The organism is Streptomyces fradiae (assembly GCF_041270065.1).
Classification (GTDB): Bacteria; Actinomycetota; Actinomycetes; order Streptomycetales; family Streptomycetaceae; genus Streptomyces.
On record NZ_CP065958.1, the window covers coordinates 5,034,930 to 5,049,750 of the forward strand.

The 14,821-nt window shown below is 72.6% G+C and carries 14 protein-coding genes; 5 read left to right on the top strand and 9 right to left on the bottom strand.

All coding sequences use genetic code 11. The features are described from left to right. Positions 1-42: 42 nt before the first annotated feature. From JAO84_RS23230 to JAO84_RS23245, 4 genes are all read right to left on the bottom strand, one after another. Positions 43-234: a DUF1059 domain-containing protein gene (locus JAO84_RS23230; protein WP_365754959.1), complete on the bottom strand. Its 192-nt coding sequence runs from the start codon at positions 232-234 to the stop codon at positions 43-45. 47 nt (positions 235-281) lie between these two features. Next, positions 282-533: a hypothetical protein gene (locus JAO84_RS23235; protein WP_370414586.1), complete on the bottom strand. Its 252-nt coding sequence runs from the start codon at positions 531-533 to the stop codon at positions 282-284. Next, positions 530-976 (bottom strand): sigma factor-like helix-turn-helix DNA-binding protein, encoded by a 447-nt coding sequence (locus JAO84_RS23240; protein WP_265868172.1) that lies wholly within the window; start codon positions 974-976, stop codon positions 530-532. Before JAO84_RS23240 ends, JAO84_RS23235 begins: the two co-directional genes overlap by 4 nt. A gap of 101 nt (positions 977-1,077) precedes the next feature. Further along, positions 1,078-1,590, bottom strand: coding sequence for a MarR family winged helix-turn-helix transcriptional regulator (locus tag JAO84_RS23245; RefSeq protein WP_370414587.1), 513 nt, complete (start codon positions 1,588-1,590; stop codon positions 1,078-1,080). A 147-nt stretch (positions 1,591-1,737) separates the two neighbouring features. On the opposite strand from JAO84_RS23245, the gene ilvA reads away from it, so the two are divergent. Further along, on the top strand, positions 1,738-2,973 hold the full coding sequence (gene ilvA / locus JAO84_RS23250; protein WP_370414588.1) for a threonine ammonia-lyase: 1,236 nt from the start codon (positions 1,738-1,740) through the stop codon (positions 2,971-2,973). A gap of 40 nt (positions 2,974-3,013) precedes the next feature. Here the strand turns inward: ilvA and JAO84_RS23255 are convergent, their stop codons facing one another. After that, positions 3,014-5,131 carry a DUF4157 domain-containing protein gene (locus JAO84_RS23255; RefSeq protein WP_370414589.1) on the bottom strand — a complete coding sequence of 706 codons (2,118 nt, stop codon included), beginning with the start codon at positions 5,129-5,131 and terminating at the stop codon, positions 3,014-3,016. 389 nt (positions 5,132-5,520) lie between these two features. Between JAO84_RS23255 and JAO84_RS23260 the strand changes: the two genes are divergently transcribed. Together JAO84_RS23260 and JAO84_RS23265 are read left to right on the top strand one after the other, a co-directional pair. Then, complete coding sequence (locus JAO84_RS23260) at positions 5,521-6,585, top strand: ATP-binding cassette domain-containing protein (RefSeq protein WP_370414590.1); 1,065 nt, start codon at positions 5,521-5,523, stop codon at positions 6,583-6,585. Then, positions 6,582-7,439 (top strand): ABC transporter permease, encoded by an 858-nt coding sequence (locus tag JAO84_RS23265; protein WP_370414591.1) that lies wholly within the window; start codon positions 6,582-6,584, stop codon positions 7,437-7,439. The genes JAO84_RS23260 and JAO84_RS23265 overlap by 4 nt, the downstream gene beginning before the upstream one ends. A 17-nt stretch (positions 7,440-7,456) precedes the next feature. Here JAO84_RS23265 and JAO84_RS23270 read toward each other — a convergent pair whose 3' ends face one another. The 4 genes from JAO84_RS23270 to JAO84_RS23285 all read right to left on the bottom strand — a co-directional run bounded on the left by JAO84_RS23270 (position 7,457) and on the right by JAO84_RS23285 (position 13,562). Continuing rightward, positions 7,457-9,826, bottom strand: coding sequence for a protein kinase (locus JAO84_RS23270; protein ID WP_370414592.1), 2,370 nt, complete (start codon positions 9,824-9,826; stop codon positions 7,457-7,459). A 63-nt stretch (positions 9,827-9,889) separates the two neighbouring features. Further along, positions 9,890-12,322 (bottom strand): protein kinase, encoded by a 2,433-nt coding sequence (locus tag JAO84_RS23275; RefSeq protein ID WP_370414593.1) that lies wholly within the window; start codon positions 12,320-12,322, stop codon positions 9,890-9,892. 129 nt (positions 12,323-12,451) lie between these two features. Beyond that, entirely contained in the window at positions 12,452-12,949 is a 498-nt protein-coding gene (greA, locus tag JAO84_RS23280; RefSeq protein WP_265868179.1) for a transcription elongation factor GreA, read from the bottom strand. A 211-nt stretch (positions 12,950-13,160) separates the two neighbouring features. Continuing rightward, positions 13,161-13,562, bottom strand: a complete 402-nt coding sequence (locus JAO84_RS23285) for a DUF4307 domain-containing protein (RefSeq protein ID WP_370414594.1) — start codon at positions 13,560-13,562, stop codon at positions 13,161-13,163. A 97-nt stretch (positions 13,563-13,659) separates the two neighbouring features. On the opposite strand from JAO84_RS23285, the gene mca reads away from it, so the two are divergent. Together mca and JAO84_RS23295 are read left to right on the top strand one after the other, a co-directional pair. Further along, complete coding sequence (mca, locus tag JAO84_RS23290) at positions 13,660-14,541, top strand: mycothiol conjugate amidase Mca (RefSeq protein ID WP_265868181.1); 882 nt, start codon at positions 13,660-13,662, stop codon at positions 14,539-14,541. After that, a complete protein-coding gene (locus tag JAO84_RS23295) occupies positions 14,534-14,776 on the top strand; it encodes a hypothetical protein (protein WP_370414595.1) in 243 nt (80 codons plus the stop codon). The genes mca and JAO84_RS23295 overlap by 8 nt, the downstream gene beginning before the upstream one ends. Positions 14,777-14,821 lie beyond the last annotated feature (45 nt).

Here is a 14,821-nt window from a genome sequence, read left to right on the forward strand (position 1 = left end):
AGTACGGGCCGGCCTCCGCCCTGGAGGCCGGCCCGTGCGCGCTCAGGAGCCGGGCACCGGGTCCTTCATGCTCGCCTTGACGTCCTCCCTCAGCTGGGGGCTGTCGGTGTGCCCGTGTACGGCGATCACATGCGCGACGGCCGCCTTCAGGAGTTCGTCCTCCTCGCCCGCCATGTACATCGAGCAGTTGGAGACGCTGGGGAAGTCCCGGCAGTCGGTTGCCTTCCTGGCCATGTCGACCTCCTGTCACCCTCCCCCTTTTTTCCAGGCTAGGCCGGTTCTCAGAAGCCTTCGAGCGGGGGCGTCACGTCCGTCGGCGGAACCTCCCAGGGCCGGGCCACCGAGGCCCAGACCAGGAAGGCGACGGCGGCGAGCGCGAGCAGCGTCCAGCCGATCCGGCGCAGCACCCGGTCCCGGCGGAGCAGCCGCACGCCGCGGGCCACCGCCCGGGCGGCGAGGTCGCCGGGGACCTGCGGCTGGCCGGCCGAGAGCAGCCGGCGGACCTCGTCCTCCTTGCGCTCGTGCCGGTTCACGAGGCGGCCCGCAGGGTGCTCACGGAACGGGCGCAGATGGCCCGCACCCGGTCCTCCGGCACCCCGAGCAGCGCCGCGGTCTGCTCCTCGGCGACGCCCTCGTACAGCCGCAGCACGACGACCAGGCGTTCCTGCGGAGTGAGCGCGGAGAGCACCCCGCCGCGGCCCTTGTGGTGGCGCCAGGCGGTGCGGGCGAAGCGGGTGGCGAGCTCGGAGCGGGTGAACTCGTAGGGGTCCTCGCCGCGCAGCCGGTCCCAGTGGGCGTAGGTGTGCGCCAGGGCGGCGGTCAGCAGGGCCTGGGCGAGCGGATTGCGGCGGTCCGGCTCGGTGGTGAGCAGCGTCGCGGCATGCAGCAGCCGGCCCGACGCCCCGGCCGCGAACGCGTTGAATTCCCGGGTGCGCCGCGCGTGTTCGCCGGTCTGGCCGTCTGCGGGCTCTCGCACGCCCCCAGTTGAGACCGGCGCGCGGTCCCGGTCAAGCCCCGTGGACGGGGCACAAGGTCACGACTTGGCCGCGACGGGCCACGACCGGTCGCCGCGACAGGTCACGACGTGGACGCGGCCGGGTCGGCGGGCGCGGGCAGCCCCGACTGGCGGGCCGAGAGCGCGGTGTTGAAGCGGGTGAGCAGTGCGCAGAAGGACTCGCGCTCGGTGGGCGTCCACCCCTCGGTGACCTCCACCATCAGCTGGCGGCGCGAGGCCCGGACCTCCTCCAGACGGGCCTGGCCGCGAGGCGACAGCTGGAGCACCACCGCGCGCCCGTCCTCGGGGTGCGAGGTGCGCTTGACGAGGCCGGTGTCGACGAGCGGGGCGACCTGCCGGGTCACCGTCGACGAGTCGATGCCCATGCCCGCGGCGAGCGCCTTCACGCCCATCGGGCCCTCCCGGTCGAGCCGGTTGAGCAGCAGGTACGCGGCGCGGTCCATGGAGTTGCGGAGCTGTCCGGTGCCGCCGAGGCGGGTCTGCTCGGCCCGTCGGGCGAAGACGGCCACCTGGTGCTGGAGGGCGTCGAGGAGACCGGGGTCGAACTCAGTCGTCATGTCCTGAGATGTGGGCATGGCTGTGGGGGCTCTCTCGTGCGGCGGGCGTTTGGTGGGGGACAGAGTACGCGGCCCCGCCGGGGTCCGTACCGGCGCTGCGCAAACCTGTCCGGCGGCCCGCCCGCCGGGCGGCCACGGGGGCCGTGAGCTGCGAGACTTGCTGTCATGAGCTTCCGTACGCCACGCCCCTTGCACCCGCTGATGCTCGACGACGTGCGCGGGGCGCAGAAGATGCTGGCCGGGGTGGCCCGGGTGACCGCGATGGAGGGCAGCCGCCATCTGTCCTCGCTGATCGGGGCGCCGGTCCACTTCAAGTGCGAGAACCTGCAGCGCACCGGCTCCTTCAAGCTGCGCGGCGCGTACGTGCGGATCGCCGGGCTGCGCCCCGAGCAGCGGGCGGCCGGGGTGGTCGCCGCGTCGGCCGGCAACCACGCGCAGGGCGTGGCCCTGGCCTCGGCGCTGCTCGGCGTGCACGCCACGGTGTTCATGCCGGTCGGCGCCCCGCTGCCGAAGGTGGCGGCGACCCGCGAGTACGGCGCGGACGTACGGCTGCACGGCAGCGTCGTGGACGAGACCCTTGCGGCGGCGGAGGAGTACGCCCGGGAGACCGGCGCGGTGTTCATCCACCCCTTCGACCACCCCGACGTCATCGTCGGGCAGGGCACGGTGGGCCTGGAGATCCTGGAGCAGTGCCCCGAGGTCCGCACGATCGTGGTCGGGGTCGGCGGCGGCGGGCTCGCGGCCGGCATCGGCCTCGCGGTGAAGTCGCTGCGGCCCGACGTGCGAGTGATCGGCGTGCAGGCGGAGGGCGCGGCGGCTTACCCGCCCTCGCTCGCGGCCGGGCACCCGGTGGCGATCGAGTCGCCGGTGACGATGGCCGACGGCATCAAGGTGGGGCGGCCGGGCGACGTGCCGTTCGCCCTGGTCAGAGAGTACGTGGACGAGGTCGTCACGGTCTCCGAGGACGCGCTGTCCTCGGCGCTGCTGCTCTGTCTGGAGCGGGCCAAGCTGGTGGTGGAGCCGGCCGGGGCGAGCCCGGTGGCGGCCCTGCTCGCGGACCCGGACGCCTTCCGGGGCCGCGGCCCGGTGGTGGCGGTGCTCTCCGGCGGCAACGTCGACCCGCTCCTCATGCAGCGGATCCTGCGCCACGGCATGGCGGCGGCCGGCCGCTATCTGAGCCTGCGGCTGAAGGTCACCGACCGGCCGGGCGCCCTCGCGACGCTGCTCGCGGTGCTGACCGTGGTCGACGCGAACGTCCTCGACGTCAGCCACGTACGGACCGACCCGCGGCTCGGCCTCACGGAGGCGGAGGTCGAGCTGCACCTGGAGACGAAGGGCCCGGAGCACTGCGAGGAGGTCACGGAGGCGCTGCGGGACGCGGGGTACACGGTCCTGGGGTGAGGCTCCCCCCGGGGGGTGCTGGGCACCCCCCGGGGCTCGCCTAGAGGCGTTCGCGGGCCTTGCGGATCTGGTCCGCCACGGTGGTGTTTCCGAGCTCGGCCACGGTGTCGGCGAGCTCGTCGATGCGCGGTCCGATGCTCGGACTCTGCCCCGCGGCGAGGTCGTTCGCCGCCTTGTTCAGTGCCAGCGCGGCATCCTGGAGTTTGCGGAGGGTCTCCCGGGGATCGGTCGGGAGGGTGCCCGCGAGCTTCCGAAGCTCCGTGAGGACGAAGTTCAGGACCGGAAGCGTCTTCCTGGTGTTCGTTGCCTTCGCGTACGGGTTCCTGCTGTTCAGCTTCTGGAGCGTGTCGATGCCTCCGGTGCACAGCCGGAATATCCTGCCGGCGAAGTCGACCGGCGCCGGGGCCGAGATGTCGGCCAGCGTCGCGGTGGGGTCGACGGCGGCCTGCTGTGCGCCTGCGAGTGCTTCCCTGGACCACTGGGTGAGCAGTCCGACGTCCTGTCCCAGCTCGTCGAAGCTGACCTTCTGGCGCCCGAACTTCCGCAGCTCCAGGGGGACGATGGGAATGTCTCCCACCTTCTCCCGCCTCGCATTCGAGTCGCCCAGCACCGTCATGGCGCCGAACGCGTCGGTCTGGTGGACCTGTTCGGTCTTGGCGGTGCGCTTGCGCAGGGAGGTATGGGCGTACTTTCGGGCCTTCTCGGCCACCGCTCCACCGCCCCAGTCGGCGAGGGGGAGTCCGTAGACCTCCCCGAAGACGCCCACGACGGCGTCGTAGTTGTCGTCCAGGAACACCCTGGCCGGGTCCGGAAGGAACCCGCCGACGGTCTTGAGGTTGACCCGCGAGAGGACCGCGGTCTTGTTCTTGCCCAGAGTCAGCCTCTCGGCGTTGCGCTCCTGCTCGGCCAGGTCGCCGAGGGCGGCCAGCTGGTTGTAGAAGAGGGCGGCGAAGCCGCGCAGTTGCTCGGCGGTCGTCGTCTGCGAGGCAGCCCCGTCCACGTCCATCTGGCCCCCGAGGAAGAGATCGGCCACCCGCCGGCCGAAGACGAGGCTCTGGGAAAGGTGGATGTGCGCCTTCGAGTTGGGCGAGATCCGGGTCTTCGTGCCGCCCGCGTTGGCCGGTTCCGGTTCGGTCAGCATGTGCTGGAAGAAGCCGGCCATGCCGTGCAGGGGGACGCCCACGGTCTGGTGGGCGAACAGACCGTCCCCGTAACCCGGGCGCCCTCGCGTCTCGGTGTGCGGGCGTTCGGGTGCCACTCGGAGGTCCGTCCCCACCAGTGAGGTCTCGTCGTGGGTGAACGCCGCCTCGGAATAGAGGTGCGCGAGTGACTTCTCCTCGTTCGTCGAGTTAGGGCCGGGGCCGTAGAGCTTGCTGTGCATGGCCCTGAGGGTGTCGAGGGTCGTACGGAGGTCGCCGTGCTGGGTCTCTCCCGGAAGGACGTTCATCGGCGGGGTGACGAATTCCGCGTTCGTGTACTGGGTCCTGTCGGGGGCGTTCCGCTTGTCGCCCACCATCTTCACGCCGCTCTGGTGCGTGACGAGGATCGGTCCGGAGACGGGCTCGCCGTTCGCGTCGCGGGCTTCGACGTTGGTGCCGTCCGCCTTGGAGACGGGCCGGTCCGTCTCGATCTCCAGGCCGATGGCGCGCTGGATGGGGGCGGGGGTGGCGGGGGTGGCGGGGGTGGCGGGTGCCGGGCCGCCGAGGGCCCGGCGCGCGTTGGCCTCGGCTTCCCGTTCGAAGCGGTCGGAGGGGTCGGAGACCTTCAGTCCCGCGCCGTTGTCGGTGCCGGCCACCGGGCCCCGGCGCTGCTGGATGACGTGGGTGAGCTCGTGGGCGAGGGTGTGCCGGTCGGCGCCGCCGTCGCCGATGACGACGTGGTTGCCGCTGGTGTAGGCGCGGGCGCCGACCTCGGCGGCGGAGGCGCGGGCGGTGGAGTCGGTGTGCAGCCGTACGTCGGAGAAGTCCGCGCCGAGCCGGGCCTCCATGTCGGTCCGGGTGGCCTCGTCCAGCGGGCGCCCCGGCGCGCGCAGCACCTCGTGCACGGCGGACCGCTGGACGGGGGGCTGCTGGACCGGGGGCTGCCGGTGTCCGCAGCCGGCGCCGTGCTCGTGGCGCTCCTGGGCCCAGGGGTGGCCGGCCTGGCGGAGCAGCTGCACGACGGCCGCGTTGCCCGCCGCGCCGAGCGGGCCGGGCAGCGCGGGAGACGAGGTCTCCGGCGCCCGCCCCGTAGTAGGTGTCCTGGCGGCCTCCGTCCGGTCCGGCCGGTGGGCGCTGCCCGTCCTGTCGTCGTTCGGGGTCCGCACGGGTCCCCCTCCTCTTCGGCGTCGGCGTGGACTTCCTGCGTACACGGCGGAGGAGCGCTGTTTCGAGGTGCGGGCGGGCAGAACCGGGCGACCGATCGGGCAGTGTGCGCAAACCGGTTGTGTATCGCGATGTATCGCGTTAGTGTGTGGTCCGGGTCACTCGAACGCCGGGCGTCGTCCGCTCGGCGTCTCTAAGCTTGGACGAAATCTTTCAAAACCTCTCAAATCATCTGGGAGAACGCATGCCAGGCGCGATTCACGCCGAAGGTCTGGTGAAGACCTTCGGCGACGTACGAGCTCTGGACGGGGTGGACCTCGATGTACCCGAGGGCACCGTCCTGGGCCTGCTCGGCCCGAACGGCGCGGGGAAGACGACCGCCGTGCGCGTGCTCACCACGCTCCTCAAACCGGACAGCGGCCGCGCCGTCGTGGCCGGGATCGACGTGCTCAAGCACCCCAACGAGGTGCGCCGCGCGATCGGCCTGTCCGGCCAGTTCGCCGCGGTCGACGAGTATCTGACCGGCCGCGAGAACCTCCAGATGGTCGGGCAGCTCTATCAGATGAACGGCAGGGCGGCGAAGGTCCGCGCGGGCGAGCTCCTGGAGCGCTTCAACCTCGCCGACGCCGCCGACCGCCCCGCCAAGACCTACTCCGGCGGCATGCGGCGCCGGCTCGACCTGGCCGCCGCCCTCGTCGTCTCCCCGCCCGTGATGTTCATGGACGAGCCCACCACCGGCCTCGACCCGCGCAACCGGCAGGCCCTGTGGGAGATCATCCAGGAGCTCGTCGCGGGCGGCACCACCCTCCTCCTCACCACGCAGTATCTGGAGGAGGCCGACCACCTGGCCCACGACATCTGCGTCGTCGACCACGGCAAGGTCATCGCCCACGGCACCTCCGACCAGCTCAAGGCCCAGACCGGCGGCGAGCGCGTCGAGGTCGTCGTCCACGACCGCGACACCATCCCGGCCGCCCGCGAGGTCCTCGCGCGCTACGGGACGGCGGGCGTCGGCCGCGGCGACATCGACGCCGGCGACATCAGCGTCGAGGAGCACACCCGCAAACTCACCGTCCCGGTCACCGGCGGCGCCAAGCTGCTCGCCGAGGTCATCCGCGACCTGGACGCCGTCGGCGTCGAGATCGACGACATCGGCCTGCGCCGCCCCACCCTCGACGACGTGTTCCTCTCGCTGACCGGCCACGTGGCCGAACAGGCCGAGGAGAACGGCGAGAACGGCGCGAGCGGCGGCGGCGCGGCGAAGAGCGCCCGCAAGGACCGCGACGACCGGAAGGAGGCCGTCAAGTGACCGCGGTGACCGACACCCTGGCCAAGCCGCAGCAGCGCGGCGCCATCGCCCAGTCGATCAGCGACTCGCTGGTCGTCACCAAGCGCAATCTGATCCGGATGACCCGCATCCCGGAGATGGTCATCTTCGGCCTCATCCAGCCCGTGATGTTCGTGATCCTCTTCACGTACGTCTTCGGCGGCTCGATGAAGATCGGTAACACCACCGACCCGGAGGTCTACAAGAACTTCCTGATGGCCGGCATCTTCGCCCAGACCGTCACCTTCGCCACGGCCGGCGCGGGCGCGGGCATCGCCGACGACATGCACAAGGGCCTCATCGACCGCTTCCGCTCGCTGCCCATGGCGCGCGGCGCGGTCCTCACCGGCCGCACCCTCGCCGACCTGGTGCAGACGGCACTGACCCTGCTCGTCCTGGCGGTCGTCGCGCTCATCGTCGGCTGGCGCCCCGGCTTCGCGGAGCCCACCAACTTCGCCAGAATCATGGCCGGGTTCGGCCTGCTGCTGCTCCTCGGTTACGCCTTCACCTGGATCGGCGCGCTGATCGGCCTGTCCGTGCGCACCCCGGAGGCGGCCACCTCGGGCGGACTGATCTGGCTCTTCCCGGTCACGTTCATCTCGAACGCGTTCGTGGACTCCAGCCAGATGACCCCCTGGCTCCAGAAGGTCGCCGACTGGAACCCCTTCAGCGCCACCGTGCAGGCCTGTCGCGTGCTCTTCGGCGACCCGGGAGTCTCCCAGTCCCAGGCCTGGCCGATGCAGCACCCGGTGTGGGCCTCGCTGATCTACTCGGTCCTGATCATCGTGCTGTTCCGGACGCTGGCGGTACGGAAGTACCGCTCGGCCACCGCCTGACGCGACGCGCACGGGGCTCACGGCAGATAGCCGGAGATCACCAGGTCGTCGAAGGGGACGAAGACCGCCCCTCCGGCGACCAGGGGCTCGCCCGGGGTCAGCGACTTCGCCTCGACCCCGTCCGGAAGGACCGCGTTGCGGGACTTCACGTCGCGGTCGCCCACCGGGCCGGTCGCGGGCAGCGACTGCACCTGCTGCTTGCCCGCGACGACCAGCCGGTCGCCCGCGAAGGCGACCCGGTCCACCCCGTTGTCGAAGCTGCCGGCCGTCGTCGCCCGCCGCAGCTCGCGCCCGCTCGCCAGGTCGTAGGTGACCACGGTGAAGCTGACCGAGCTGCCGACGAGACTGCCGACCACGGCCACCGTGCCGTCTGCGCGCACCGCCGGACCGGCGACGATCGTCAGATCCTCCGCCAGCGTGCGCCGCGGCCGCAGCGTCCGGGCGTCGAGCACGGGCACCCCGCCGTCCTGCGCGTTCTGGCACAGCACCGCGTCCCCGTGCACCACGATCGTCGAGCACTCCACGCCGGCTCCGCCCCGGGCCGTCTCCTTGCCGGTCGCCGTGTCGAGAGCCACCGGCACGGTCCCGCCGACCGTCACGTACACCCGGTTCCCCGAGGCGACCAACTGCTCGGGGATCGCGTCGAGTTCCTTCCGCCACAGCTCACGGCCGCCGCCCTTCCCGTCCAGCTTCACCGCCGTGACCAGGCCCTTGCCCTCGTCCGTACGGTGCAGCAGGCTGCTGTACAGGACGTCGCCGACCAGGTCGGAGCCCTTCTCCGCCCACTCCGGGCCCGGCGCGGGCACCTTCCCGCGCACCTTTCCGTCATCGAGGCCGTACGCCGTCAGGCCGTCGGCGCCCGCGATGTACGCCGTGTCGCCGACGACCGACGGATCGCCCGGCGACGCCAGGATGCCGAAGTCGCCGGGAGTCTCGCGGCCGGGGACCGCCCACAGCCGCTTGCCGTCGGCCGCGTTCAGGGCGAGGGCCCCGCCGCCGGTGCCCGCGCACAGCAGCACCTTCGGCGCCAGGGAGCAGTTGCTGATCCCCGGGCCGACCCGGGTCGCCCACGGCGACCAGCCGGCCGGCCGGGCCCCGCTGTCCGTCGCCGACGTCCCGAAGTCGCCGGCGTGCCCCTCACCGCCGTACGGCCGGACGACCTGGCTCAGCGACCCCACCCCGCCCGGCCCGGACGCCGACGCGGACGGCCCGGCCGAACCCGAAGGACCCGAAGGACCCGAAGGACCGCTTCCGGCCTGATCCCCCTGCCCGCCCTGCCGGTCGAGCAGCACCACTCCCACCGTCGCCACCACCGCCACCGCGACCGCCGCGGCGACGATCCGCCCCCACCGGCGGCGCCGCGGCTCCGGCCCGGCGGGACCGGCGGGCCGGGCGACCGCCGCCGTGGGGGAGTACGGCACCGCGACGACCGGCGCCATCGTCGGCAGCTCGGCCACGCCCGCGCCCGAGGCCGCCGCCTCGCCGAACTCGCGGGCCGCGTCCCCGTACTCGGCGAGCAGCGACAACACGCCGCCCGGCCACGGAAACACCTCCTCCTCCGTGGCCTCGGAACCAAGGAGCTCCGCCAGCTCCGCCGCCGAGGGCCGCTCCGCCGGATCGAGCCGCAGGCAGCGCTCCACGACCGGCCGCAACTCCTCCGGCACGCCCGACAGTTCGGCATCGGCCCGGCTGATCCGGTAGACCACGGCCGCCATCTCGTCGTCGTGGAAGGGCCCTCGGCCGCTCGCCGCGAAAGCGAGCACCGCCCCCAGGCAGAACACGTCCGAGGCCGGCACCACGGCCCGGCCGCCCACCAGGTGCTCCGGCGACATGAAGCCCGGCGAGCCGACGACCAGCCCCGTCGAGGTCAGCGCCGTCGCCTCGAAGGCCTGCGCGATGCCGAAGTCGATCAGCTTGGGCCCGGCCGCGCCGAGCAGCACGTTCGCCGGCTTCAGATCCCGGTGCAGCACCTGCGCCTCGTGCACCGCGCCGAGCGCCCGGGCGAGGGCGACGCCCAGCTCCCGTACCGCCGTGACCGGCAGCGGACCGGCGCGGACGACCGCTTCGGCGAGCGAGGGACCCGGCACGTACTCGGTCGCCAGCCACGGCGCCGGTGCGTCGGCGTCCGCGTCCACGAGCCGGGCCGTGTAGGGGCTGTCCACCGCCCGCGCCGAGGTGATCTCGCGCCGGAAGCGGGTCCGGAAGTCCTCGTCGAGCTCCAGCTCCGCGCGCACGGTCTTCACCGCGACCATCCGGTACGGGTCGGCCGTCGGCGCGTCCGTACGGCAAGCCAGGTGGACCTCGCCCATGCCGCCCGCGCCGAGCCGGGCGAGCAGCCGGTACGGGCCGACGAGCCGGGGCGGCCCGGCGGGCAGTGCTTCCAGCACGGTCAACACGCCTTTCCGATGGGGCTGTCGGGGTGACTCACGGGGCCCAGGCCCGGGCCCGGTTCACCGGGGCAGTTCGACGGACGCGACGGCGCCCTTGTCGTACACGACATAGGCGATCCCGCCGACCGGCAGCACCTCGGGCTGCCGGATCCTCCGGCCGTAGACGATGCCGTAGTTCGGGTCGCGCTCGTCCTCCTCGGCCCGCGGCCCCGGCGCGCCTGGCACCGGCGTGGCCTTGAGCCCGCCCGGCCTGCCGTCCGCGCCGAGCCCCACGGTGTAGAGCGCGGAGTAGTCGGCGAACACCAGCCGGTCGCCCGCGAGCAGGGGAGAGGACAGCTCCTGCTTCAGCCCGGCGGGCGCGGTGTCCTTCAGGGGGTACGAGGCGAGCCGCGTGCCGTCCTTCGGGTCGTAGACACCCAGGCCCTCCTTCGCGAAGCCGGCGAAGGCCTTCGGGCTGATCACATCGGCGCTCAGGCTCTCCAGCGACGCGGGCACGGTGCCCTTCGCGGCGAGGGTGGCCGCGTCGAGGACGTGCAGTCGCTCCTCGGCGTCGACGACGTGCGGGGTGCTGACGCAGTACGCCGAGTCGCCGAGCACCTTCACGGCCTCGCACTCGGCCGCCGCCCGGTCGACCTGCCCGCGCAGCTCGCCGGTCCTGGCGTCGTAGGTGACGAGCCCGCCGTCGCTGAGCGCGTACACCTGCCCCTTGGCGTAGGCGACCGGCTCGAAGGGGCGGGTCTCGGAGTACGGGATCTCGTCGCTGGTGAGCATCTTCGACCAGAGCTTGCGGCCGTCCGTGAGGGAGAACGCCGCCATCCCGATGGGCGGATGGATGACGCCGTCCGGCGACGGGCCCGCGACCGCGGCGAAGATCGTGCCGTCGGCCACGATCGGCCGGGTCACCTCCCGCTGCGTGCCCTGCATCGGCTCCTTCGACTCCCATCGCACCGCGCCGCTGCGCACGTCACGGACCTGGAGCCTGCCCTCCCAGGCGAGGACGACGACCGAGTCGTGGACGGTGGGACGGGAGGCCTTGTCGACGATCCACGGCACGCCGTGGTCGTTCATGTAGCTCTGGCCGCCCCGGCCCGCCCCGCCGGCGCTCGCCTCCCACAGCTTCTTCCCGTTCGCCGGGTCGAGGGCCTCGTACCAGCCGTCCGTCGTCCGGCACACCAGCGCCTTCTCGTTCCCCGAGCAGCCGAACGCCGGCGCCGACAGCTTCGCCCGCCACGGCTTCCAGCCGGCCGGCCGCTGGGCCGCGTTCTGCGGTACGACCCCGGACGCGTCCGCCAGGCCCCGGTCGTCGACGCCCGGGACGCGCGGCCCGGACGCGGCGGGGGGACCGGCCGTGGCGGGCTTCTTCGGTGCGGGCTCCGGCCACAGCAGATACGTGCCGACGCCGCCGCCCAGGACCGCCAGGGCCACCACGGCGGCGATCAGACCACGGCGGCGGCGCCGCTGGGGCGTGGGGGGCGATACGGGTACGGGTAAGGGGGCGACGGTCGGCGCCGCGTGCAGCCCGGGCCCGCCGGACGCGGGCGTGCCGGACGTCGGGGCGGGGGCCGCGGGGACCTCCAGCAGCGGGCCGCCGGACGCGACGAGCTGGGCGAGCTCCCGCCCGTACTCGCCGATGTGCTCCCGTACGGCTTCCGGCCACGCGGGCGGGCGCCCGGCCGTGCCGCCCAGGAGCTCGGCCAGCGCCTCCGGCGCGGGCCGGTCCGCCGGGTCGCGGGACAGACAGGCGGTGACGACGGCCCGCAGCTCCTCCGGCAGCCGGGTCAGATCGGCCTCGGCCTGCGCGACGCGGTAGAGGACGGCGGCGACCGGGCCCTCGCCGAACGGGTCCTCGCCGGTCGCCGCGTAACAGAGCAGCGAGCCGAGGCAGAAGACGTCCGACGCGCCGGTCACGTGCCGGGCGCCGGCCACGTGCTCGGGCGACATGAAGGAGGGCGTGCCGACGATCACACCGGTCGCGGTCATGGTGGTCGCGCCGCCGGCCCGCGCGATGCCGAAGTCGATCAGGCGCGGGCCGTCGACGGCGAGCATCACGTTGCCGGGCTTGAGGTCGCGGTGCAGCACCCCGGCCGCGTGCAGATCGGCCAGCGCGCGGGCGATCCGGGCGCCGAGCGCCCGCACCGTCGCGACCGGCAGCGGGCCGCCGCGCCGCACGGCCTGGGCGAGGCTGGGGCCGGGCACATAGGCGGTGGCCAGCCACGGGGTCCCGGCGTCGGGGTCGCCGCCGACGGGCGCGGCGGCGTACGCGCTGCGCACCATCCCCGCCACCCTGATCTCGCGGCGGAAGCGCTCGCGGAAGGCGGGCTCGCCGGCGACATCGGTCCGGATGGTCTTCAGGGCGACGTACGTGCCGGGCGGGGCGCCGGGGGCCGTGTCCCGCGCCAGATACACCTCGCCCATGCCGCCGGCGCCGAGCCGCGCGAGCACCTCGTACGGTCCGATGTGCCGTGGCGCGCCCTCGCGCAGCGGTCCCAGCATCTGCCCCATCCCCCTTCTGCGGCCGATGCCTCCGATCATTGCATGAGCATGACGAAGGGCCGGGCCCCTTCGCGGGGTCCGGCCCTTCGTACGCGCGTACGGTCTCGCGGTCGAACGGGAAAAGCGGGCTCAGCCGGTGTACGGCGTGGCGCTGAGGATCTTCACCATGGCCATCTTGCCGTTCGGCAGCTCGTACTCGGCGTCCTCGCCGGCCTTCTTGCCGTTGACGCCCAGGCCGAGCGGCGACTGCGGGGAGTAGGTCTCGATGTCACCGCTCGCGTACTCGCGGGAGGCGAGCAGGAAGGTCATCGTGTCGTCCTCGTCGCCGTCGAAGGCGATCGTCACGACCATGCCCGGCTCGACGACGCCGTCGTCCGCCGGGGCCTCGCCGACCTTGGCGTTCTGCAGGAGCTGCGTGAGCTGGCGGACCCGGAGCTCCTGCTTGCCCTGCTCCTCCTTGGCCGCGTGGTACCCGCCGTTCTCCCGCAGGTCGCCCTCCTCGCGCGCCGCGGCGATCTTCGCGGCGATCTCGGTACGCGCGGGACCAGACAGGTACGCAAGCTCCTCCTTGAGCTTGTTGTACGCCTCCTGGGTGAGCCAGGTGACGTTCTCGCTGGTCTGGGTCACAGGTGCTCCTCGTAGGTACTGGGAATACAAAAGCTCGCCCTGAGCGGAAAGCCACATGTCCAGCTTGCGCCTTCTTGCGCCTTCCGAGCGGGCGAAACCACGAGCCTAACAATGAGTGGCGAAAAGCGGGAGGACATAACCGCGGTCTTTACGTCACCCCAGGTCACCGGGGCGGCCTGGCGGGGGCTCTACCCCCGCTCCCTACCCACCGCTACCGCGCCGTACACCCGATCAGCTCGGCGCTGGTGGCCCGTGCGGTGGTGCGGATCGAGTAGACCTTGTCGAGCCGGTCCGTGCTCTCCTCGATCCGGACGTCCTTGCGGCCGACCTCGGTGCCGTCCTCGGAGCGGGAGCGCAGTGTGCACACGCCCTTGGCGTCGGTGTCCTTGCGGATCTCCAGGTGCACCTGGACCTCGCTGTCGCCGGTCACCTCGAACTTGATGACCTCGGCGCTGATCTTGCTGTCGACGACGTAGTGCCAGCCGAACCAGCCCATCATGGCGAGGAAGAGGGTGCCGAGCACCGCCCCGGCGATCATGAGCTTGCGGTCGGCCCGCGCGTCCGCGGAGCGCCCGTAGCGCCCCTCGGGGAGCCGCTCTCGCACCGCGCCCATGATCGTTCCTCTCGCCGTCGGGGTACCGGAATTTTCCCTCCCCCGATTCCGTCACTATAGAGACCTCCCTAGGCGACGAATGACTGAGGACCGAGTCTTGACTGAGCAGCTGCGACTGATGGCCGTTCACGCCCACCCCGACGACGAGTCGAGCAAGGGCGCGGCCACGATGGCGAAGTATGTGTCCGAGGGGGTGGAGGTCCTGGTGGTGACCTGCACGGGCGGCGAGCGCGGCTCCATCCTCAACCCGAAGCTCCAGGGCGACCCCTACATCGAGGCGAACATCCACGAGGTGCGCCGCAAGGAGATGGACGAGGCGCGCGAGATCCTGGGCGTGAAGCAGGAGTGGCTGGGCTTCGTCGACTCGGGCCTGCCCGAGGGCGACCCGCTGCCGCCGCTCCCCGAGGGCTGCTTCGCCCTGGAGGACGTGGACGCGGCGGCGGGCGAGCTGGTCCGCAAGATCCGCGCGTTCCGCCCGCAGGTCGTCACGACCTACGACGAGAACGGCGGGTACCCGCACCCCGACCACATCATGACCCACAAGATCTCGATGGTGGCCTTCGACGGCGCGGCCGACACCGAGAAGTACCCCGAGGACGAGTTCGGCCCGGCCCACGCGCCGAGCAAGCTCTACTACAACCAGGGCTTCAACCGCCCGCGCACCGAGGCGCTGCACCAGGCGCTGCTCGACCGGGGCCTGGAGTCGCCGTACGGGGACTGGCTGAAGCGCTGGGACGAGTTCTCGCGCAAGGAGCGCACCCTCACCACCTACGTGCCCTGCGCGGAGTTCTTCGAGATCCGCGACAAGGCCCTGATCGCCCACCGCACCCAGATCGACCCCGACGGCGGCTGGTTCCGGGTTCCGATGGACATCCAGAAGGAGGTCTGGCCCACGGAGGAGTACGAGCTCAGCAAGTCCCTCGTGGACACCTCCCTCCCCGAGAGCGACCTCTTCGCGGGCATCCGGGACAATGCCTAGCATGAGCGCACACCTGGCACTGACCGAGCTCGTCCCCTTCGCCGCGAAGGAGCTGGACGAGAACAAGGTGACCCCCGGCGTCCTCGGCTTCGTCGTCTTCGCCGTCCTGGCGCTGGCCGTCTGGGGTCTGATGAAGTCGATGAACCGCCACATGCACAAGGTCGACTTCGCGGAGGCCCCGGACCCGGCGGCCGCGGGCGCGCCGGCTTCGGCGGCCGAGGGCTCGAAGAAGTAGCGGGCGGTACGCCTCCGGGGCCCCGGCACCGCCGGGGCCCTGCGA